Genomic DNA, 17,898 nt, shown 5'->3' with positions numbered 1-17,898 from the left:
CGCGCGGAGCCACATTTCGCACCGGACTACCCAGCGAGTACGACGTCAGACGTAGCGCTCGAGGATGCTGGACTCGGCCAGCCGGGAGAGCCCCTCGCGCACGCTGCGAGCCCGGAGCTCACCGACGCCCTCGACGGCCTGGAGGTCGTCGATGCCTGCCGACAGCAGCTGCTGGAGGCCGCCGAAGTGCTCGACGAGCCGGTCGACCACTGCGCTGGGTAGCCTGGGCACCTTGGCCAGCAGGCGGTAGCCGCGCGGGGCGGCCGCACCGTCGAGATGCTCACCACTGCCGAGGGAGAGGGCCCGGGCGACCGAGCCGGGGTCGACGAGGTCGGTGGGGGAGAGCGCCTCGAGCTGGGCGAGCAGCGCCTCCGGGGTGCGGCCGCGCCGGCCGCCCGGCAGGTAGTCGCGGATGACCAGCTCACGCTCGGCGTCGACCCCGGTGACGAGCTCCTCGAGCTGCAGCGACAGGAGCCGGCCGTCGGTGCCGAGCTCGAGCACGTAGTCCTCGATCTCGCGGGCGATCCTGGTGACCATCTCCAGCCGCTGGGCGACCACGGCCACGTCGCGCACGGTGACCAGGTCCTCGATCTCCAGGGCCGAGAGGGTGGAGGAGACCTCGTCGAGACGGAGCTTGTAACGCTCCAGTGTGGCGAGCGCCTGGTTGGCGCGGGAGAGGATCTGGCCGGCCTCCTCGAGGACGTGCCGCGTGTCCCCGACGTACGCCGCGATGATCTGCATCGACTGGCTCACCGAGATGACGGGGAAGCCGGTCTGCTTGGCCACCCGCTCGGCCGTGCGGTGCCGCGTGCCGGTCTCCTCGGAGGGGATCGTGTGGTCGGGCATCAGGTGGACGGCCGCGCGCTGGATCCGGGTGATGTCCTTGTCGAGGATGACCGCGCCGTCCATCTTGGCGAGCTCGCGCAGGCCGGTGGCGGTGAAGGGCACGTCCAGGACGAACCCGCCGGTGGCGATCGACTCGACCAGCTTGTCGTGGCCGATCACGATCAGCGCGCCTGTGCGGCCGCGGAGGATGCGCTCGAGGCCGTCCCGCAGCGGGGTTCCCGGGGCTATCGACGCGAGCGTCGCACGCAGGCGCAGCGTCTCCTCAGAGCGCTCGGTGCCGACCACGGTGCCCCCCATCCCACGTTGTCGCGGCGCAACGTGTCGCCCCGGACTGAGCGTGCCGCGGCCGTCAGTCTAGGGGACGCAGGTGGGCCGGCCGGTGGTCCCCGGTGTGCGGGACACCTGGTCGATCACCCCGGCTTGCCGGGCTGGAGCGCCCGCAGCGTGGCGAACGCCTCGTGGATCGTCGCCACCTCCACGATCGCCGACTTCGCCCTGCCGAGCGGCACCGAGTCGCGCGTGCCGGTCGGCACCAGGATGCGCTGGTATCCGAGTCGTGCGGCCTCGTTGATGCGCTGCCCGATCAAGGTCACCCGCCGGATGTCGCCTGACAGGGACACCTCGCCGATGGCTGCGACGTCGAGCGGGAAGGGGATGCCGCTCGCCGCCGACGCGATGGCGAGGCTGACAGCGAGGTCACTTCCGGGATCGCTCGATCGCATCCCTCCGACGGTGGCGGCGAAGACGTCCTTGTCGTAGAGCCGCAGCCCCGCCACCTTCTCGGTGACGGCGATGAGCATCGAGACGCGCGAGGAGTCGAGACCGTGGACGCCACGGCGCGGGTTGGGTGCGTTGGTCGAGGACACGAGAGCCTGGATCTCGGCGAGGAGGGGCCGCCGACCCTCGACGGTGACGGTGGTGCACGTGCCGGCCACCGGCTCGGCGCGCACCCCGCGGAACAGGCTGCTCGGGTCGGCCACCTCGACCATCCCGGTGTCGGTCTGCTCGAAGCAGGCCACCTCGTCTGCTGGTCCGAACCTGTTCTTGACGGCTCGGAGGAGCCGCAGCGGGGTGTGGCGGTCTCCGTCGATCGACAGCGTGGTGTCGGCGACGTGCTCGAGCGCTCGGGGCCCGGCGACGGTGGAGTCCTTGGTGACCTGGCCGACGAGGCAGAACGCGATGCCTCGCGCCTTCGCCAGCCGAGTCAGCGTGGTGGCCACCTCCATGACCTGGGTGACGCCTCCCGGTCGTCCGTCCACGTCGGAGGACGCCAGGGTCTGCACGGAGTCGACGATGACCAAGGCCACGTCGGGGCCCAGCGCGTCGAGATGCCCGATCGCCTCGCCGAGGTCGTTGGTGTCTGCGAGGTAGAGGTGCTCGCTCGTGGCGCTCACCCGTCGAGCCCGGGTGGCGATCTGCTGGATCGACTCCTCGCCGGAGACATAGAGGACGGGACGCCCGGTCGTGGCCGCGACGGTGTCGGCGGTGGTGAGCAGCAGCGTGGACTTCCCGGCGCCGGGCTCCCCGGAGAGGAGCAGGACCTGACCGGGCACGAGCCCGCCGCCCAGCACCCGGTCGAACTCGCCGCTCCCCGTGCTGAGGCGGCGGCCCACCTCGTCGTCACTGATCTCCGACACGCGGCGGGCTGCCCGGGCGGGAGGCGTGCCGGTCGAGGACGACTTGAGCCCGACGACCTTGAGCTCCCGCTTGCCCTCCTCGAGGGTGTTGAACTCGTTGCACTTGGAGCAGCGCCCGAACCACTTGCCGTACTCGGCACCGCAGTTGCTGCACGCGTAGGACAGCCGCACCTTGCTCATGCCCGCACGCTAGGCCAGCCCGCCGACAGTTCGGCGAGGACGCGCAGGGTTATGCTGACGACGCTTTTGGAACGATCAAGGAGTCGGGATGTCGCATCCGGAGCTGAGGGGGAGCCGACCCGTCGGCAACCTTCCGGTCGCCCCGACGACGCTGGCCGACGTGGCCGAGCGCGCGGGTGTCTCGCGGCAGACGGTCTCCAACGCGGTCAACAACCCCGAGCTCCTGCGCCCCGACACCCTCCAGCGCGTGCGGCAGGCGATCGACGACCTCGGCTACTCGCCCAACCGCGCGGCCCGGAGCCTGCGCACCCGCTCCTCCCACCTGATCGGCCTGCGCTTCACGCCCGCGCAGGAGGGCACGGCCAACGCGCTGATGGACCGGTTCGTGCACTCCTTGGTCGAGGCGACGGCGCAGGCCGGCTACCACGTGCTCCTCTTCGCCGACGACGACACCGAGCCGCTGTCGGCGTACGACGGGCTGCTGCGCTCCACGGCGGTCGACGCGTTCGTCGTCACCGACACCTACCTGGGTGCGCCGCAGGCCGCGTGGCTCAGCGAGCAGCGGGCGCCGTTCGTCGCCTTCGGGCGGCCGTGGGAGGAGCCCGGTGCGACCCACGCGTGGGTCGACGTCGACGGCGCCGCGGGCGCCGCCCTGGCCACCGAGCACCTGCTCGACAAGGGGCACACCCGGGTGGCCTGGATGGGCTGGAAGAAGGACTCCTTCATCGGCGAGGACCGCCGGGCCGGCTGGCTCCGGTCGATGCACGGCCGCGGCCTGAGCACGACGGGGCTCGCCAGCCGCGTGGAGGACACCATCGCGAGCGGGCGCGGCGCCAGCGCCGTACTCCTCGACGAGGCGCAGCCCTCGGCCTTCGTCTGCGCCTCCGACACCCTGGCGATGGGCGTCCTGCACACGCTGGCCGACCGCGGGATAGTCGCCGGCCGCGACATCGCGGTGGTCGGCTTCGACGACTCACAGGTAGCCCAGGTCGTGCCACCCGGACTCACCTCGGTGCGCCAGCCCCTCGAGGACGTCGCGGTCGAGATCGTGCAGGCGCTGCAGGGTCTGCTCGCCACCCCGCGGGTCGCCCAGCCCGGCGTGCTGCTGACCCCCACGCTGTCGGTGCGCGGCTCGAGCTGACCATGGGGCGTCAACCCCGCCGGCGGTCCTGTCGTCTTTCCCACTGAGAAGCCAAAGAGAGGATCTCGGTGGACAAGGACGCAGACTTCGTTGAGTTCGTGCAGGCGCGCTCGTCGGCCCTCCTGCGGACCGCGACCCTGCTCTCGGCGGGTGATCGGCATGCGGCAGAGGATCTCGTGCAGGCGGCTCTCGCCAAGGCGTACGTCTCGTGGTGGCGGATCCGCAAGCAGGGCGCACAGGAGGCCTACGTCCGTACGACGATGACGCGGGCCGCGATCGACCGGACGCGTGGACGGGCCCGCCGGCCCGAGTTGCTCGTCGACGAGGTGCCCGAGACAACGCACCGATCGGCCAGTGCGGTCGATGCTGTCGGCGAACGGCAGGCCGTATGGCAGCTGCTCGCCTCGCTGTCGCCCCGCCAGCGCACCGTGCTGGTGCTGCGCTACTACGAGGACCTCTCGGAGGCCGAGATCGCCCGGACGCTCGGTTGCAGCCAGGGCTCGGTCAAGGCACATGCGTCGCGCGGACTCGCGGCGCTGCGCATCGCCATCCAAGCCGACGACGACGCGAAGCAGGAGATGCTATGAACACCCAGATCGAGGACCGGTTCACCCGCGACCTCCGGGCCGCCGTGGACGGCGTCGAGGCCGCCGTCGGATTCGCTGACCAGGCACTGCAGGCGGGTCGGCGTCGCCGCCGTCGCCGTACGTCGGCGCTCGTGGCCGGCAGCGCCGTCGCTGTGGTCGCTGGGCTGCTGGTGGTACCTGGCATGGGGCCAGACCGTGAGCTCGGGCCCGTCACCGGCAGCGCGGCGGCGGACCCGTCAGCGCAGCTGGCGTGGGCGCGCTCTCTGCCTGAGGGGCTGGAGCCCGGCCTGCCGATGTTTACCGACGCCGGGTTGCGAGACGGCACGGCCATGGTCGAGGTGCCTGGGAACGTCGACAAGTCCCGACCCGCGCAGAGGGTCTCCGGCGGCTGGTTGGTCATGCTGCGCACCGACGCACCAGAGATGGCGCCCGCCGTGCTCACACCCGACGGCGGGCTGCGCGCCCTGCCGGCGTACCGGGACAATCAGGGTGGCGGCTGGTCACCCGCCTTCGTCTCGCCCGACGGCGTGCAGGTGGCGTACGGCAACCGGGTCGTGAACGTCGAGACCCTTGATCTCAGCGAGATCCCGCACGACCCGGCGGTGGTCGAGGAGCCGAGCACGACGTGGGCCACAGGGCTGCGGATCAGCGGTTGGACCGACGAGGGCCTCGTCTACCGGGGGGCGCCGACGTTCGAGGGCCTGGGCACCGAGTGGCTGCTGCGACCCGACGGCTCGACCGTCGAGTTGGGCGGCCCCGAGAGCCTGATCTTCTCCATCGGTCACGGTGCCGCAGGCTACGCACTCACCTACGACTACAGCGAGAAGAGCAACACCTGTGCGACCCTTTCGCGGGTCACCCCCGTCGCCTGGGAGGAAGAGGCGACCCACTGCATGGGCCGCTATCTCGGCGAGGCGCTCGACCTGTCGCCCGACGGACGCTGGCTGTTGACCGACGACCTGCCGGAGATCTGGGACGTGCGGAACGGGAAGTGGGTGTCGTTGGACGCTCCGGCCGACGTGCTGGCCGACGACGACCTCGAATGGCTCGGCGCCGTCGGCTGGGAGACCGACGACACGCTCCTCATCCCCTTGAACGGGGGTGAGGGCGCCGGGAAGCAGACCATCCAGGTCGTGCGCTGCGCGGTCAGCACGGGTGCCTGCGAAAAGGCCGGTCCCGAGGCCCGGCTGACCTTGGATCCGGAGGTGGATCCCATGTTCGGCCCGGCGCCGGTCATCAGATTCATCGACTACTGAGACACCTCGAGCAGGAGGGCCCGCTCACTGACCTCAGAAGTGCCGCCACCACACGTTGACGGCGTAGTCGACCTCGAGGCCATCGTGGCCCGCCAGGATCTCGTCGGCCACGGCGCGGCTGAACTCGATGCGTACGACGCTCTCCAGGTCGCCGCGGCTCGCGAATGCCCAGCCCATGTCGACCTCGATGCGGGTCCAGCCGTGCGTGGACCAGAAGCGCTCGACCGCCTCGGGATCGACCATCGGGTACCCCCGGCGGAACCAGGCGCCGAACGTCGAGCGACGGGCGTCGTTGTCGATGACGAAGGCCGTGCCGCCGTGGCGCACCACCCGGTCGAGCTCGCGCAGCCCCGGCTCGCAGCCCGGCCCGAAGAAGTAGGCCCAGCGAGCGTGCGCGACGTCGACGCTCGCGTCCGGCAGGGGGATGTCCTCGGACAGGCCGGGCAGCACCGTGACGTTCGCCAGGGCGCGGGTACGCCGCCGCGCGAGGGCGGCGAGGTCGGGATGGGGCTCCACGCCGACGACGCGTCGCGCCGTACCCGCCCAGGTCGGCAGGTGGAACCCGGTGCCGCAGCCGAGGTCGAGCACGTCGCGTCCGGACCAGTCGCTCACCGAGCGCATCGCCTCGAGGATGCGCTCCTGCGGGTCGGCGGCGCGGTTCTCGAGCTCGTACGTCGCGGGGTGGTGCCAGATGTTGGGGCTCGGGATGGCCCCGCGGGAGCTTGCTCTTCCTGCCCTCACGACACACGCCGCTCGTTCGTCGCGGCCTGCAGCTGGGTCAGATGCGGACGAGCCCGGCCGGGGTCTGGATCTGCGCGGCGATGATGCCGGGCGTGCCGTGCGGGGCGACCCAGTCGACCTTGAAGTCCTCGAGAGGCTGCTCGACCGGCTGGCCGAGCCACTCGCTGACCCGCTGCGGGTCGCCGGCGATCTCGAGGCAGGCCAGGGAGTACTCCCCGTCGGAGCCGTGGCCGGGGTGCAGCTCGGCCGGCACCTCCCAATGGATGAAGAACGGCAGCTGCGGGTCGCTGATCAGCCCGTTGACGCCGATCTGCTTCCACAGCAGCTCGGTGCCGTCGGGGCGGTGCCGGTTGCCCTTGACCGCTTCGCGACCGAGGCGGCGCTCGACGTCGCTGAGGTCGTCGACCGAGACGCACCAGCCGAGCCAGCCGCCACCGAGCAGGGAGCGCGCGCGCACCGCCTGCCCGAACGGCGCCTTGTCGGAGGCGGGATGGTCGAGGACCTCGACGATCTCGAGGTAGGTGCCCTCGGCGAGCGGCAGGATCATGTTGCGGGTGCCGAAGCGTGGGTGGACTCCACCATCGGTGAAGTCACGACCGAGAAGTTCCCCCAGGCGCTGGGCAGTGCTGGCGAGGCCGTCGGGTCCGGCGGCGAACGAGAGGTGGTCCAGGCGCATGCAGGCATTCTCAACTGGGCATCCCCGCGCGCTGACACTGGGGTCGGGTGTCTTGATGTCGAGACGTGTGGGGGTGCCCGTCGTGATACCCGGGTACCCGGGTATCCCGACGCTTCACGAGGGTTGCAACCCCCGTGAAGCGCACCGAAGCCCCGTGAACCTAGGCGCGCCCCCCTGAGTGCGGGTCGGCCGGGTGGATCGCCAGCAGCGACCGCGACCGCAGGTGCGCCTCGCAGTGGTGGACCAGCTCGTCGTACGCCGCCGGCCCCATCAGCTCGGTCAGCTCGGGCTCGTTGGTGATGTAGAGGGGCTCGGGCGCGACGTGCGCCTCGGTGTTGGCGGTGCAGTACCAGTCGAGGTCGTGACCGCCCGGCCCCCAGCCGCTGCGCTCGTACTCCCCGATGGTGACCTCCGTGTACGACGTCTCGTCCGGCCGCTCGACCGTGCGGAACGTCCGCCGGATGGGCAGCTGCCAGCACACGTCGGGCTTGGTCTCGAGCGGGTTGCGTCCCTGCATCAGGGCCAGCCCGTGCAGCGCGCAGCCGGCGCCGGTGGGAAAGTCGGCGCGGTTGTGGAAGACGCAGCTGCGCTGCCCGTCGACGTCGACGGCCAGCGTCTTGCGGTCGCCCTCCTCGTCGACCTCGACCCAGTCCTTCTTGCGCACGAGGCGGCCGGGGTGGAACTGCCACGTGAGGGGCGTGAGCTGGTCGACGAAGGCTGCGACCCGCTTCTCGTCGGCCCTGTCGGAGAAGTGCGCGCCGAGCGTGCAGCAGCCCGTGTCGGGGGAGTCGGCGTAGATGCCCTGGCAGCCCTGGCCGAAGATGCACATGTAGCTGGACGTCAGCCAGGTGAGATCGCACCGGAACACCTGCTCGGCGTCGGCGGGATCGGCGAACTCCACGAACGCGCGTGGGAAGACCGGATCCACTTCAGGCACGCGTCCAACCTACTGTCCACTAGGTTGGACCCATGCGCCTGGGCGTCCTCGACATCGGCTCGAACACGGGCCACCTGCTCGTGGTCGACGCCCACCGCGGCGCCGCCCCACTGCCGGCCTCCTCCTACAAGGAGTCCCTGCGCCTCGCCGAGCACCTCGACGCCGACGGTGCCGTCACGACCGAGGGCATCGACGCGCTCACCGGGTTTGCCGCCGCGGCCATGTCGGTGGCCGAGGACAAGGGCTGTGAGGAGATGCTCGCCTTCGCCACGTCCGCGGTGCGGGAGGCGGTCAACTCCGACGACGTGCTCGCCCACGTGGCCCAGCGCACGGGCGCCGAGATCGAGGTGCTCTCGGGCGAGGACGAGGCGCGGCTGACCTTCCTCGCCGTACGCCGCTGGTTCGGGTGGTCGGCCGGTCGGCTGGCCGTCTTCGACATCGGCGGCGGTTCGCTCGAGGTGGCCGCCGGCACCGACGAGGCCCCCGACGTGGCGTGGTCGCTGCCGCTGGGTGCGGCCCGGCTCGCGCGTGAGTGGTTCGGGGGCGGCGCAGCCCCCAACGACGACGCCGTACGCCGCCTGCGCCGGCAGATCCGCACCGACATCGCCCGCGATGCCGGCCACGTGCTGCGCCCCGGCGCCCCCGACCGGGCCGCCGCGACGTCGAAGACCTTCAGGTCGCTGGCCCGCATCTGTGGGGCGGCGGCGTCCGCCGACGGACCCCTCGTGCCGCGGGCACTGGAGGCCGTCGAGCTGGCCGAGTGGATCCCCAAGCTGATGGCCATGCCACCGGCCGAGCTCGCCTCCCTCCCCGGCGTCTCGCCGAGCCGCACGCACCAGATCGTGCCCGGCGCGCTCGTCGCGGAGGCGGTCATGGACATCTTCGACCTGCCCGAGCTGGAGATCTGCCCGTGGGCGCTGCGCGAGGGCGTGATCCTTGAGCGCCTGGACCGGATCAGGGTGCCGTGACGGTCACCGTCGGACTCTCCACCGCCTCGGTCTACCCCGAGTCGACGGCGCACGCCTTCGGGTACGCCGCCTCGCTGGGCTACGACGCCGTCGAGGTGATGGTGGGCATCGACGCGCTGTCGCAGCAGAAGTCGGCAGTCGCGCAATTGGCCGAGCACCACGGCATGCCGGTGCGGGCGGTGCACGCCCCGTGCCTGCTGTTCACCCAGCGGGTCTGGGGCACCGAGCCGTGGGGCAAGCTCGAGCGGTCCGCCGAGATGGCGGCCGAGCTCGGAGCCCCGACGGTCGTCGTGCACCCCCCGTTCCGGTGGCAGCGGGACTACGCTGCGGGGTTCGTCGACGGCATCGCCGCCCTGGAGGAGTCCACGGGCATCGTCTTCGCCGTGGAGAACATGTACCCGTGGCGGGCGTCGTCGCGGCGGCGGGTCTCGAAGGGCATGGAGATGTACGTCCCCGGCTGGGACCCCTCCGAGGAGTCCTACGCGCACACCACCCTCGACCTCTCCCACGCCTCGATCGCGCGCTCCGACGTGATCGCGATGGCCGACCGGATGGGCCGCCGCCTGCACCACGTCCACCTCACCGACGGCACCGACTCGGCGAAGGACGAGCACCTGGTCCCGGGCCGCGGCACCACCGGGGCCGCCGACCTGCTCGCCCACCTCGCCGCCGGTGGCTTCGGCGGCGACATCGTGGTCGAGATCAACACCCGCCGTTGCACCACGCGCGCCGAGCGCGAGACCGACCTGCGCGAGTCGCTGGAGTTCGCCCGAGCCCACTTCGTGGTCCCGGCGCGCTAACCGGGATCGACCGGTCGAACGCCGACCTGCGCGCATCGTCCCGGCGTACCCTCGTCGCCATGCCCGCCCGCGCTCGTCCCGCGTCGCGGGGCCGCCGTCCGGGCGCCCCCGACACTCGCGCGGCAGTCCTCAAGGCGGCGCAGGCGTCGTTCGCCGAGAAGGGCTTCCGGGGTACGACGATCCGCGCCGTCGCCACGGCGGCGGGGGTCGACCCGGCGCTGGTGCACCACTACTTCGGCACCAAGGACGACCTGTTCCTGGCCGCCCTCGACATCCCCATCGACCCTCGGGTGGTGGTGGCGCCGGTCGTCGCCGGAGGTCCGGACGGTGCGGCCGAGCGATTCCTCACCGCGTTCCTCTCGGTGTGGGACGACCCGGAGCTGCGGCCCTCGCTGCTGGCGGTCGCCAGAGCGGTGATGGATCCCGCGGGGCACCGGCTGCTGAGCGACGGCTTCCTGCCGGTGGTGATCGAGCCGATCGGGTTGGCGCTCGGGATCGACCGGCCCGAGCACCGGATGCCGCTGGTGGCCAGCCAGGTCATCGGGCTGATCCTGATGCGCTACGTCCTGCAGGTCGAGCCCCTGGCCTCCATGCCGGGCGACCTGGTGGTGGCGACGTACGCCCCGACGATCCAGCGCTACCTCACCGGCCCCCTGCCCTGAGGGCGCCTCAGCCGAGCTGCGGCACCCGTAGCTTCCAGCCCACCTTGATCACGTCGGGGTCGTCGATCCGCGGGTTGGCGGCAACGATGTGCGCGACGGTCGCCGAGGTGTAGGGGCGCAGGTCGCGGCGGATCGACGTGAGGGTGTCGCCGGAGGCCACGCGGTAGAGGATCCAGCCCTGCAGGCCGGGGAAGACGATCAGCGGCACCTCGACCAGGTCGAACCCCGGCGACGGTCCCTCGTCGGGGAGCCCGGGGTTGTCGCCGAAGGCCTGCAGCGTGACCCGGGCGCCGTTCCGCGGAGGCGACGCCATCGTCAGGGTGGCGCTGAACTCGCCCATGCCGGCCATCCCGCCGGCGGACTGGGCGGACCCGACGGCGAGTTCGCGGCCGCGGGAGTCGAGCACCCGCAGGCCGATCGTCCCCTCGAAGCCCGAGCCGACACCCGCCACGACGAACCTCCGGCCGACGAGCTGGCTCTTCACGGGATGGTGCACCTTCACCTGCGTGATGATCGGCATGGCGTCCTCCTGATCCGGCGGGTTGAGGCATCCAGGATGCGGCAGTTCGCGGGGCCTTGCCAGATCCCGAGGACCAGGAGCACAATTCAACACATGATGAATAACGTCATCGAGATCCAGGACCTCCACGTCGTGCGCGGCGGCCGCGACGTGCTGCCCGGCATCACCGTCGGCGTCGGTCCGGGCGTCACCGGCCTGCTCGGCCCGAGCGGCTGCGGCAAGTCCACGCTGATGCGCTCGATCGTCGGCGTGCAGCAGGTCCGCGGCGGCACCGTCACGATCCTCGGCACCCCGGCGGGCGACCGCACCCTTCGCGACCGGGTCGGCTACGTCACCCAGGCCGCCAGCGTGTACGACGACCTCTCGATCGCCGAGAACCTGCGGTTCTTCGCCAGGGTGCTGAGTGTCGACGCCGCCGGCATTGGCACCGCCATCGAGGCCGTCGACCTGGCGCGCCACCGCGACCAGACCGTCGGCACCCTCAGCGGCGGCCAGCGCTCGCGGGCCAGCCTGGCCGTCGCGCTGCTGGGGGAGCCCGACGTGCTCGTCCTCGACGAGCCCACCGTCGGCCTCGACCCGGTGCTGCGCCGGGACCTCTGGGGGCTCTTCCACCGGCTGGCCGACGAAGGCAGGGCGGTGCTGGTGTCGAGCCACGTCATGGACGAGGCCGACCGGTGCGACCGGCTGCTGCTGATGCGCGAGGGGCGGATCATCGCCGACGGCACACCGGCCGAGATCAAGGAGAAGTCGGGCTCGGACGACATCGAGGCGGCGTTCCTGCAGATCGTCGAGGAGGCCGCATGAGCACCCGGGTCGCGAGTCCGAGGACGGCGCCCCGCGCCCGTCTCGAGATCACGCTCGCGGTGGCTGGACGGGTGCTCACCCAGATCCGCCGCGACCACCGCACGCTCGCCATGCTGGTCGTGCTGCCGACGCTGCTGATGACCCTGCTCTGGTGGATGTTCGAGGACACCCCGGGCGGCACCTTCAGCAAGGTCGGGCCCGGTCTGCTGGCCCTCTTCCCCTTCATCGTGATGTTCCTCGTCACCAGCGTCACGACCCTGCGCGAGCGCTCCAGCGGCACCCTCGAGCGCCTCCTCTCGATGCCGATGGGACGCCTCGACTTCCTCCTCGGCTACGCACTGGCGTTCGGGCTGATCGCCGCCGTCCAGTCGGCCTTCGCGGTCGGCGTCAGCGTCGGCCTGCTCGGCCTCGACATCGACGGCGCGGTCTGGCTGCTGACGGTCGTCGCCGTGGCCGACGCGGTGCTCGGCACGGCGCTGGGGCTCTTCGTCAGCGCGTTCGCCCGCACGGAGTTCCAGGCCGTGCAGTTCATGCCCGCGGTGGTGGTGCCGCAGATCCTGCTCTGCGGGCTGTTCGTGCCCCGACCGGTGCTGCCCGACGTGCTCGAGGCCGTCAGCAACGTGCTGCCGCTGTCGTACGCCGTCGACGCGATGCAGCACCTCGTCGTCAGCGCGAGCGCCGCCGAGGTGTGGCAGGACGTCGCCGTCATCGCCTGCTTCACGGCCGCCGGACTGGGCCTCGGGGCCGTCACGCTGCGCAGGCGCACGGCGTAACCTGTGGGACGAAGCGAGAGACCGCTGCGATTGCCGGCCGGACGTCGGCTGTGCGTTCGCGGTCGAACTGCGAGACCCACGAAGGACTCAGTGCATGTCGTTGCTCCGCCAGCCCATCCTGCTGCTCTCCCGGTCGAGGCAGGCCAAGCGGCTCCTGTCCACCCTGCCGGTCTCGTCGGGCATCGTCGCCAGCTACGTCCCCGGCGAGTCCACCCGGTCGGCCGCCGACGCGGCCGCGCGGCTCATCGACGGCGGCCTCACCGTGACCCTCGACTTCCTCGGCGAGGAGGTCGCGGAGCCCGAGCAGGCCGATGCCACCGTGGCGGCGTACAAGGACCTGCTGGAGCAGCTCGCCACCCGCGGCCTCTCCCGCAAGTCGGAGGTCAGCGTCAAGCTGTCGGCCGTGGGCCAGTCCCTGCCGGTGAACGGCTACAAGGTCGCGCTCGAGAACGCCCGCGCCATCTGCCGTGCGGCGCGCAACGCCGGCACCACCGTGACCATCGACATGGAGGAGCACCGCACCACCGACTCGACGCTGCAGATCCTGCGCGAGCTGCGCAAGGACTTCCCCGAGACGGGGGCGGCGCTCCAGGCGGCGCTCTTCCGCACGGAGGCCGACTGTCGGGCGCTGGCGCACGAGGGCTCGCGAGTGCGGCTCTGCAAGGGTGCCTACCTCGAGCCCGAGGACGTCGCCTTCCAGTCGCGCGTCGACATCGACCGGTCCTACGTGCGCTGTCTCAAGGTGCTGCTGGCCGGTGACTGCTACCCGATGATCGCCACGCACGACCCGCGGATGGTGCAGATCGCCTCGAGCCTCGCCAGCCGCTACGGCCGGGCGCAGGGGACCTACGAGTTCCAGATGCTCTACGGCATCCGGCCCGACGAGCAGCGACGGCTGGCCGAGAGCGGCGAGACGGTGCGCGTCTACGTCCCCTACGGCGTCGAGTGGTACGGCTACCTGATCCGCCGGCTGGCCGAGCGCCCGCAGAACCTGTCCATGTTCCTGAGGTCCCTCGTCTCCAAGAAGTGATCCGGTCCACAATGGCGCCATGACCCAGACCTCGATCCTCGGCGCCGGAGTGATGGGGGAGACCCTGCTGTCCGGGCTCGTCCGCGCCGGGCGCCGCGTCGACGACCTGCTGGTCGGAGAGAAGCGACCCGACCGCGCCCGTGAGCTCGAGGAGCGGTATGGCGTCGCCGTCGTCAGCAACCGCGACGCGGCGCGCAAGGCCGAGACCCTCGCCCTGGTCGTCAAGCCGCAGGACATGGACGCCCTGCTCACCGAGATCGCCCCGGACCTGCGCCCCGGACAGCTCGTGGTCTCGCTGGCCGCGGGCATCACCACGGCCTACATCGAGTCGCGCGTGCCCGACGGCGTGGCCGTCGTCCGGGTCATGCCCAACACCCCCGCCCTGGTCGACGAGGGGATGGCCGCGATCTCCCCGGGCAAGCACTGCGACGAGGCGCACCTGGCCGAGGCCGAGTCGCTGATGGCGTCGTGCGGCAAGGTGCTGCGCGTCCCCGAGAAGCAGATGGACGCCGTCACCGCGATCTCCGGCTCCGGGCCGGCGTACATCTTCTTCGTCGTCGAGTCGATGATCGAGGCCGGCGTGCACCTGGGCCTGCCGCGCGCCACCGCCACCGAGCTCGTCATCCAGACCGTGGTCGGCTCGGGGATGATGCTGCGCGAGACCGGCACCCACCCCGCCGTGCTCCGGGAGCAGGTCACCTCCCCGGCCGGCACAACCGCGGCCGCGCTGCGCGAGCTGGAGAGCCACAAGGTCCGGGCCGCGTTCCTCGCGGCCATGGAGGCCGCTCGCGACCGTTCGCGCGAGCTGGCCGAGGGCGCCTAGCCCGCGAAGGGGTCGGGCAGCAGGCCGGGGGTGGCCGCGAGGATCTCGCGCGCCCTCTCGCGGTGCTTGTGCTCGACGAGCACCTCATAGCGGGTGGCCACCACCGCCTTCACGGAGGAGAAGTCCCGCTCGCCGCGGGTGAACGCGTAGCCGACGATGGCCCACACCGCTCCGAAGACCAGCCCGAAGAGCGCCGTCGAGATCAGCATCGTCACCAGGTTGCCGTCGACGAAGATCGCGAAGAGCAGCCCGACGAACGCACCCAGCCACAGACCCGACAGCGCACCCAGCATGGCCACCCGCGCGAAGGTGAGCCGCCCGGTGATGCGCTCGACCTGCTTGAGGTCGGTGCCGACGATCATGCAGTTCTCGACCGGGAACTCCTGGTCGGCCAGGTGGTCGACCGCCTTCTGCGCCTCGGCATACGTCGCGTAGACGGCCAGCGACTGGGGGAAGTCCAGGCCCAGCGCGGACGCGTTGATCTCAGGGGTGCTCATCCCTCCAGTGTGGCACCGAAGCGCCAGATGCACGCCTCACGCGAGCCCCATCGCCGACCCGGCGGCAGCCAGCACTGGTCCCGTCACCTCGCGACAGCGGTGCTCACCTGCCGCGAAGACCGACCGCACGTGCGCAGCGTCGTCGGCGAGGTCGGCGTACGCCTTCTGGAGCGGGTCGAGCAGCCCCACGACCGCGTCGGTGACGGCAGCCTTGAGAGCGCCATACGTCGTGATGCCGGCCGGCGAGCCCCCGCAGGCGGCCAGGATCTCGAGCAGGTTCGTGACGCCCGGCTTGGCTGCGCGGTCGTGGCGGACCGCGTCGGCGCCGACGTCGGAGTCGGTCACCGCGCGGGCCACCTTGCGGCGTACGACGTCGGGCGGGTCGAGCAGGTAGACCGTGCCGGTCTCGTCGGCGTTGCTCTTGCCCATCTTGACCGAGGGGTCCGAGAGCGACATCACCCGCGCGCCGGCTGCCGGCGCAACCATCTCCGGCACGGTGAACACCGGGCCGTAGGTGGCGTTGAAGCGCAGGGCGAGGTCGCGCGTCAGCTCGACGTGCTGCCGCTGGTCGTCGCCGACCGGCACCTGCTCGGCCCGGTAGAGCAGGATGTCGGCGGCCATCAGCACCGGATAGGTGTAGAGCGAGGTGCGGGTGGCGTCGTTGCCGCGGCCCTTCTCCTTGAACTGGATCATCCGGTTCAGCTCGCCCGTGTACGCCGTGCACTCGAGCAGGTAGGCCAGCTGCGCGTGCGCCGGCACCCGGCTCTGCAGGAACAGGGTCGAGCGGTCCAGGCCGACGGCGAGCATGAGCGCGGCGATCTCCTCGGTGCGGGCTCGCAGGGCAGCCGGGGAGTGGCGGACCGTCAGGGCGTGCAGGTCGGCGATGCCGTAGAAGGCGTCGGCCTGCCGCTCGACCATCGGGCGCAGCGCGCCGAGCAGGTTGCCGAGGGTCAGCCGGCCGGTCGGCTGGATGAGCGAGAGGGTGGTCATGGGGGTCTCCTTGGGTCGGGGCGCCCCCGGAGACCTCGCCGGAAATCACGACAGGCCGCCCGTGGGCGGCCTGTTCGATGGTGTGCTCGAAGGGTGGTCCGCCTCAGGCGGCCCACCACAGCTGGATACAGGTGTTCGGCACGTGTCCATTGAACCACCCGATGGCGACCGCGGAGTAGCCTCGCGGCCATGGTGGACTGCGCGGGGCCGGCGACAGTGGTCTTCGACAAAACCCTCACCGAGTACGACTTCGGCCCCGCCCACCCCATGTCGCCGGTGCGCGTCGACCTCACGATGCGGCTGGCCGACGAGCTCGGCGTCCTCGAGCACCTGCGCGTCGTACCCGCGCCCGTGGCGGACGACGACCTCGTCGCGACGGTCCACACCCGCGGCCTGATCGAGGCGGTCACCCGCTGTGGGACGACTCCGGGCGAGACCGACCTCGAGCACGGCCTCGGCACCGACGACGACCCCGTCTTCGAGGGGATGCACCTGGCGGCCGCGCACGTGGTCGGGGCCACCGCCGAGGCCTGCCGCCAGGTGTGGAGCGGCGAGTCCCTGCACAGCGCGAACGTCGCCGGCGGCCTCCACCACGCGATGCCCGACCGGGCCAGCGGGTTCTGCATCTACAACGACGTGGCGGTCGGCATCCAGTGGCTCCTCGACCAGGGCGCCGAGCGAGTGGCCTACGTCGACGTCGACGTGCACCACGGCGACGGCGTCGAGGCGATCTTCTACGACGACCCGCGGGTGCTCACGATCTCCCTGCACGAGACGGGGCAGATGCTCTTCCCGGGCACCGGCTTCCCGGACGACACGGGCGGGCCCGACGCGGAGGGCACGGCGGTCAACGTCGCCCTCCCGCCGGGCACGGGCGACGGTGGCTGGCTGCGCGCCTTCCATGCCGTCGTGCCCCCGTTGCTCAGGGAGTTCGAACCCCAGGTCCTGGTGACCCAGCACGGCTGCGACTCGCACATGGAGGACCCGCTCGCGCACCTGATGCTCAGCGTCGACGGGCAGCGGGCGGCGTACCTCGCCCTCCACGAGCTCGCCCACGAGGTCTGTGACGGCCGGTGGGTGGCGACCGGCGGCGGCGGGTACGCGATCGTCGACGTCGTGCCGCGAGCCTGGACCCATCTGCTCGCGATCGTCTCGGGCCGGGCGCTGGCTCCCGACACCCCCACCCCGCCGCAGTGGCGCGACCACGTAGCCACCGTGACCGGGCGTACGGCGCCGCACCGGATGACCGACGGCCGCGACCCGGCCTGGCGGGACTGGAGCCTGGGGTACGACCCGGCGACCTGGCTGGACCGGGCGATCCACGGAACCAGGCTCGCGGTGTTCCCGCTGCACGGCCTCGACCCGTTTCCCTGACTCGCAGCCCGAGGGGAGCCCCGGAGGGGTCCAGGGAAGGGCCCAACGAGGGGATGGACGCCTGGCTCGAATGGGCCATTTGCAACGCGACACGCCGTCGCAACTCAAGTTTCTTCAGTCACACCCTTCCCCCCGGTCACAGGAGGCCCTAGTCTCACCACGTGCGCCACGTTTGTGACACCGGCGGGGAAGCCGGTGCCGTGCCGCGAGCAAGGATCGGTGCACCATGGCTGCAGCTGATATGTCGGACGTGAAGTTCCTGACGATTGCCGAAGTCGCTTCGATGATGAGGGTGTCGAAGATGACGGTCTACCGCCTCGTCCACAACGGCGAGCTCCCTGCCGTTCGTGTGGGGCGCTCGTTCCGAGTGACCGAGGAGGACGTCAACGAGTACCTCCACAAGAGCTTCTTCAACGCGGGTTGACCCACGGGGGGCGTTCCGGTCCCGTGCCGCGGAGACCGGATTCTCCGCCCTGAGCCACGGCAAGTAGGCTGTGCAGGTCGGTCTGGCCTCCTGCCGGAACCGCCACACACGTTTGTTGAAAGGTTTCCCGTGGGTTCTGTCATCAAGAAGCGGCGCAAGCGCATGGCCAAGAAGAAGCACCGCAAGCTCCTGAAGAAGACGCGCGTGCAGCGTCGCAAGCTCGGAAAGTAAG

The 17,898-nt window shown here is 71.4% G+C and carries 21 protein-coding genes; 13 read left to right on the top strand and 8 right to left on the bottom strand.

Features of this window, described 5'->3' with window-relative positions:
- Window positions 1–45: 45 nt before the first annotated feature.
- Together disA and radA are read right to left on the bottom strand one after the other, a co-directional pair.
- A complete protein-coding gene (disA, locus tag ACP7BP_RS03915; protein WP_426242681.1) occupies window positions 46–1,143 on the bottom strand; it encodes a DNA integrity scanning diadenylate cyclase DisA in 1,098 nt (365 codons plus the stop codon).
- A 113-nt stretch (window positions 1,144–1,256) separates the two neighbouring features.
- Complete coding sequence (gene radA, locus ACP7BP_RS03910; RefSeq protein WP_426242680.1) at window positions 1,257–2,663, bottom strand: DNA repair protein RadA; 1,407 nt, start codon at window positions 2,661–2,663, stop codon at window positions 1,257–1,259.
- Between the two features lie 88 nt (window positions 2,664–2,751).
- Here radA and ACP7BP_RS03905 point away from each other — a divergent pair, with 88 nt between their 5' ends.
- From ACP7BP_RS03905 to ACP7BP_RS03895, 3 genes are all read left to right on the top strand, one after another.
- The gene (locus tag ACP7BP_RS03905; protein ID WP_426242678.1) at window positions 2,752–3,804 is read left to right on the top strand and encodes a LacI family DNA-binding transcriptional regulator; all 1,053 of its coding nucleotides are present in this window, start codon (window positions 2,752–2,754) and stop codon (window positions 3,802–3,804) included.
- 68 nt (window positions 3,805–3,872) lie between these two features.
- Window positions 3,873–4,391: a SigE family RNA polymerase sigma factor gene (locus tag ACP7BP_RS03900; RefSeq protein WP_426242676.1), complete on the top strand. Its 519-nt coding sequence runs from the start codon at window positions 3,873–3,875 to the stop codon at window positions 4,389–4,391.
- Window positions 4,388–5,647 carry a hypothetical protein gene (locus ACP7BP_RS03895; protein ID WP_426242675.1) on the top strand — a complete coding sequence of 420 codons (1,260 nt, stop codon included), beginning with the start codon at window positions 4,388–4,390 and terminating at the stop codon, window positions 5,645–5,647. Before ACP7BP_RS03900 ends, ACP7BP_RS03895 begins: the two co-directional genes overlap by 4 nt.
- Window positions 5,648–5,680: 33 nt before the next feature.
- On the opposite strand, the gene ACP7BP_RS03890 is transcribed toward ACP7BP_RS03895, so the two are convergent.
- The 3 genes from ACP7BP_RS03890 to ACP7BP_RS03880 form a co-directional block, all read right to left on the bottom strand.
- Window positions 5,681–6,388 (bottom strand): class I SAM-dependent methyltransferase, encoded by a 708-nt coding sequence (locus tag ACP7BP_RS03890; RefSeq protein WP_426242673.1) that lies wholly within the window; start codon window positions 6,386–6,388, stop codon window positions 5,681–5,683.
- Between the two features lie 37 nt (window positions 6,389–6,425).
- Window positions 6,426–7,064, bottom strand: coding sequence for a VOC family protein (locus ACP7BP_RS03885; protein ID WP_426242671.1), 639 nt, complete (start codon window positions 7,062–7,064; stop codon window positions 6,426–6,428).
- Between the two features lie 160 nt (window positions 7,065–7,224).
- Window positions 7,225–8,001 carry a hypothetical protein gene (locus ACP7BP_RS03880; protein WP_426242670.1) on the bottom strand — a complete coding sequence of 259 codons (777 nt, stop codon included), beginning with the start codon at window positions 7,999–8,001 and terminating at the stop codon, window positions 7,225–7,227.
- Between the two features lie 32 nt (window positions 8,002–8,033).
- On the opposite strand from ACP7BP_RS03880, the gene ACP7BP_RS03875 reads away from it, so the two are divergent.
- The 3 genes from ACP7BP_RS03875 to ACP7BP_RS03865 are packed head-to-tail and all read left to right on the top strand — an operon-like array spanning window position 8,034 to window position 10,431.
- Entirely contained in the window at window positions 8,034–8,969 is a 936-nt protein-coding gene (locus ACP7BP_RS03875; RefSeq protein WP_426242668.1) for a Ppx/GppA family phosphatase, read from the top strand.
- Complete coding sequence (locus ACP7BP_RS03870; protein ID WP_426242667.1) at window positions 8,966–9,769, top strand: sugar phosphate isomerase/epimerase family protein; 804 nt, start codon at window positions 8,966–8,968, stop codon at window positions 9,767–9,769. Before ACP7BP_RS03875 ends, ACP7BP_RS03870 begins: the two co-directional genes overlap by 4 nt.
- Before the next feature lie 59 nt (window positions 9,770–9,828).
- Window positions 9,829–10,431 (top strand): TetR family transcriptional regulator, encoded by a 603-nt coding sequence (locus ACP7BP_RS03865; protein WP_426242666.1) that lies wholly within the window; start codon window positions 9,829–9,831, stop codon window positions 10,429–10,431.
- Window positions 10,432–10,438: 7 nt separating this feature from the next.
- On the opposite strand, the gene ACP7BP_RS03860 is transcribed toward ACP7BP_RS03865, so the two are convergent.
- Entirely contained in the window at window positions 10,439–10,951 is a 513-nt protein-coding gene (locus ACP7BP_RS03860; protein ID WP_426242664.1) for a Gmad2 immunoglobulin-like domain-containing protein, read from the bottom strand.
- 93 nt (window positions 10,952–11,044) lie between these two features.
- Between ACP7BP_RS03860 and ACP7BP_RS03855 the strand changes: the two genes are divergently transcribed.
- The 4 genes from ACP7BP_RS03855 (at window position 11,045) to proC (ending at window position 14,381) form a co-directional block, all read left to right on the top strand.
- Window positions 11,045–11,755 carry an ABC transporter ATP-binding protein gene (locus ACP7BP_RS03855; protein WP_426242662.1) on the top strand — a complete coding sequence of 237 codons (711 nt, stop codon included), beginning with the start codon at window positions 11,045–11,047 and terminating at the stop codon, window positions 11,753–11,755.
- The gene (locus tag ACP7BP_RS03850) at window positions 11,752–12,528 is read left to right on the top strand and encodes an ABC transporter permease (RefSeq protein ID WP_426242660.1); all 777 of its coding nucleotides are present in this window, start codon (window positions 11,752–11,754) and stop codon (window positions 12,526–12,528) included. Before ACP7BP_RS03855 ends, ACP7BP_RS03850 begins: the two co-directional genes overlap by 4 nt.
- A 94-nt stretch (window positions 12,529–12,622) precedes the next feature.
- The gene (locus tag ACP7BP_RS03845; protein ID WP_426242659.1) at window positions 12,623–13,558 is read left to right on the top strand and encodes a proline dehydrogenase family protein; all 936 of its coding nucleotides are present in this window, start codon (window positions 12,623–12,625) and stop codon (window positions 13,556–13,558) included.
- 19 nt (window positions 13,559–13,577) lie between these two features.
- Complete coding sequence (proC, locus tag ACP7BP_RS03840) at window positions 13,578–14,381, top strand: pyrroline-5-carboxylate reductase (protein ID WP_426242657.1); 804 nt, start codon at window positions 13,578–13,580, stop codon at window positions 14,379–14,381.
- Here proC and ACP7BP_RS03835 read toward each other — a convergent pair.
- Both ACP7BP_RS03835 and trpS read right to left on the bottom strand, forming a co-directional pair.
- A complete protein-coding gene (locus ACP7BP_RS03835) occupies window positions 14,378–14,878 on the bottom strand; it encodes a general stress protein (RefSeq protein ID WP_426242655.1) in 501 nt (166 codons plus the stop codon). The two genes, proC and ACP7BP_RS03835, sit on opposite strands and share 4 nt — an antisense overlap.
- Before the next feature lie 36 nt (window positions 14,879–14,914).
- Entirely contained in the window at window positions 14,915–15,868 is a 954-nt protein-coding gene (gene trpS, locus ACP7BP_RS03830) for a tryptophan--tRNA ligase (RefSeq protein WP_426242653.1), read from the bottom strand.
- 189 nt (window positions 15,869–16,057) lie between these two features.
- Here trpS and ACP7BP_RS03825 point away from each other — a divergent pair, with 189 nt between their 5' ends.
- The 3 genes from ACP7BP_RS03825 (at window position 16,058) to ACP7BP_RS03815 (ending at window position 17,897) form a co-directional block, all read left to right on the top strand.
- Entirely contained in the window at window positions 16,058–17,242 is a 1,185-nt protein-coding gene (locus ACP7BP_RS03825; RefSeq protein WP_426242651.1) for an acetoin utilization protein AcuC, read from the top strand.
- Between the two features lie 226 nt (window positions 17,243–17,468).
- Window positions 17,469–17,666, top strand: a complete 198-nt coding sequence (locus ACP7BP_RS03820; RefSeq protein ID WP_426242650.1) for a helix-turn-helix domain-containing protein — start codon at window positions 17,469–17,471, stop codon at window positions 17,664–17,666.
- 129 nt (window positions 17,667–17,795) lie between these two features.
- Window positions 17,796–17,897: a 30S ribosomal protein bS22 gene (locus tag ACP7BP_RS03815; RefSeq protein WP_008356322.1), complete on the top strand. Its 102-nt coding sequence runs from the start codon at window positions 17,796–17,798 to the stop codon at window positions 17,895–17,897.
- Window position 17,898 lies beyond the last annotated feature (1 nt).

The organism is Nocardioides sp. LHG3406-4, from assembly GCF_049897745.1.
Lineage (GTDB): Bacteria > Actinomycetota > Actinomycetes > Propionibacteriales > Nocardioidaceae > Nocardioides.
The sequence above is the reverse complement of the archived record's forward strand: the minus strand, read 5'-3'. Positions and strand labels throughout refer to the sequence as shown.

Coding starts and splice junctions, on each gene's coding strand:
- disA (WP_426242681.1), bottom strand. CDS start 1,143: ATGGGGGGCACCGTGGTCGGCACCGAGCGCTCTGAGGAGACGCTGCGC.
- radA (WP_426242680.1), bottom strand. CDS start 2,663: ATGAGCAAGGTGCGGCTGTCCTACGCGTGCAGCAACTGCGGTGCCGAG.
- ACP7BP_RS03905 (WP_426242678.1), top strand. CDS start 2,752: ATGTCGCATCCGGAGCTGAGGGGGAGCCGACCCGTCGGCAACCTTCCG.
- ACP7BP_RS03895 (WP_426242675.1), top strand. CDS start 4,388: ATGAACACCCAGATCGAGGACCGGTTCACCCGCGACCTCCGGGCCGCC.
- ACP7BP_RS03885 (WP_426242671.1), bottom strand. CDS start 7,064: ATGCGCCTGGACCACCTCTCGTTCGCCGCCGGACCCGACGGCCTCGCC.
- ACP7BP_RS03875 (WP_426242668.1), top strand. CDS start 8,034: ATGCGCCTGGGCGTCCTCGACATCGGCTCGAACACGGGCCACCTGCTC.
- ACP7BP_RS03865 (WP_426242666.1), top strand. CDS start 9,829: ATGCCCGCCCGCGCTCGTCCCGCGTCGCGGGGCCGCCGTCCGGGCGCC.
- ACP7BP_RS03860 (WP_426242664.1), bottom strand. CDS start 10,951: ATGCCGATCATCACGCAGGTGAAGGTGCACCATCCCGTGAAGAGCCAG.
- ACP7BP_RS03855 (WP_426242662.1), top strand. CDS start 11,045: ATGATGAATAACGTCATCGAGATCCAGGACCTCCACGTCGTGCGCGGC.
- ACP7BP_RS03850 (WP_426242660.1), top strand. CDS start 11,752: ATGAGCACCCGGGTCGCGAGTCCGAGGACGGCGCCCCGCGCCCGTCTC.
- ACP7BP_RS03845 (WP_426242659.1), top strand. CDS start 12,623: ATGTCGTTGCTCCGCCAGCCCATCCTGCTGCTCTCCCGGTCGAGGCAG.
- proC (WP_426242657.1), top strand. CDS start 13,578: ATGACCCAGACCTCGATCCTCGGCGCCGGAGTGATGGGGGAGACCCTG.
- ACP7BP_RS03835 (WP_426242655.1), bottom strand. CDS start 14,878: ATGAGCACCCCTGAGATCAACGCGTCCGCGCTGGGCCTGGACTTCCCC.
- trpS (WP_426242653.1), bottom strand. CDS start 15,868: ATGACCACCCTCTCGCTCATCCAGCCGACCGGCCGGCTGACCCTCGGC.
- ACP7BP_RS03825 (WP_426242651.1), top strand. CDS start 16,058: ATGGTGGACTGCGCGGGGCCGGCGACAGTGGTCTTCGACAAAACCCTC.
- ACP7BP_RS03820 (WP_426242650.1), top strand. CDS start 17,469: ATGGCTGCAGCTGATATGTCGGACGTGAAGTTCCTGACGATTGCCGAA.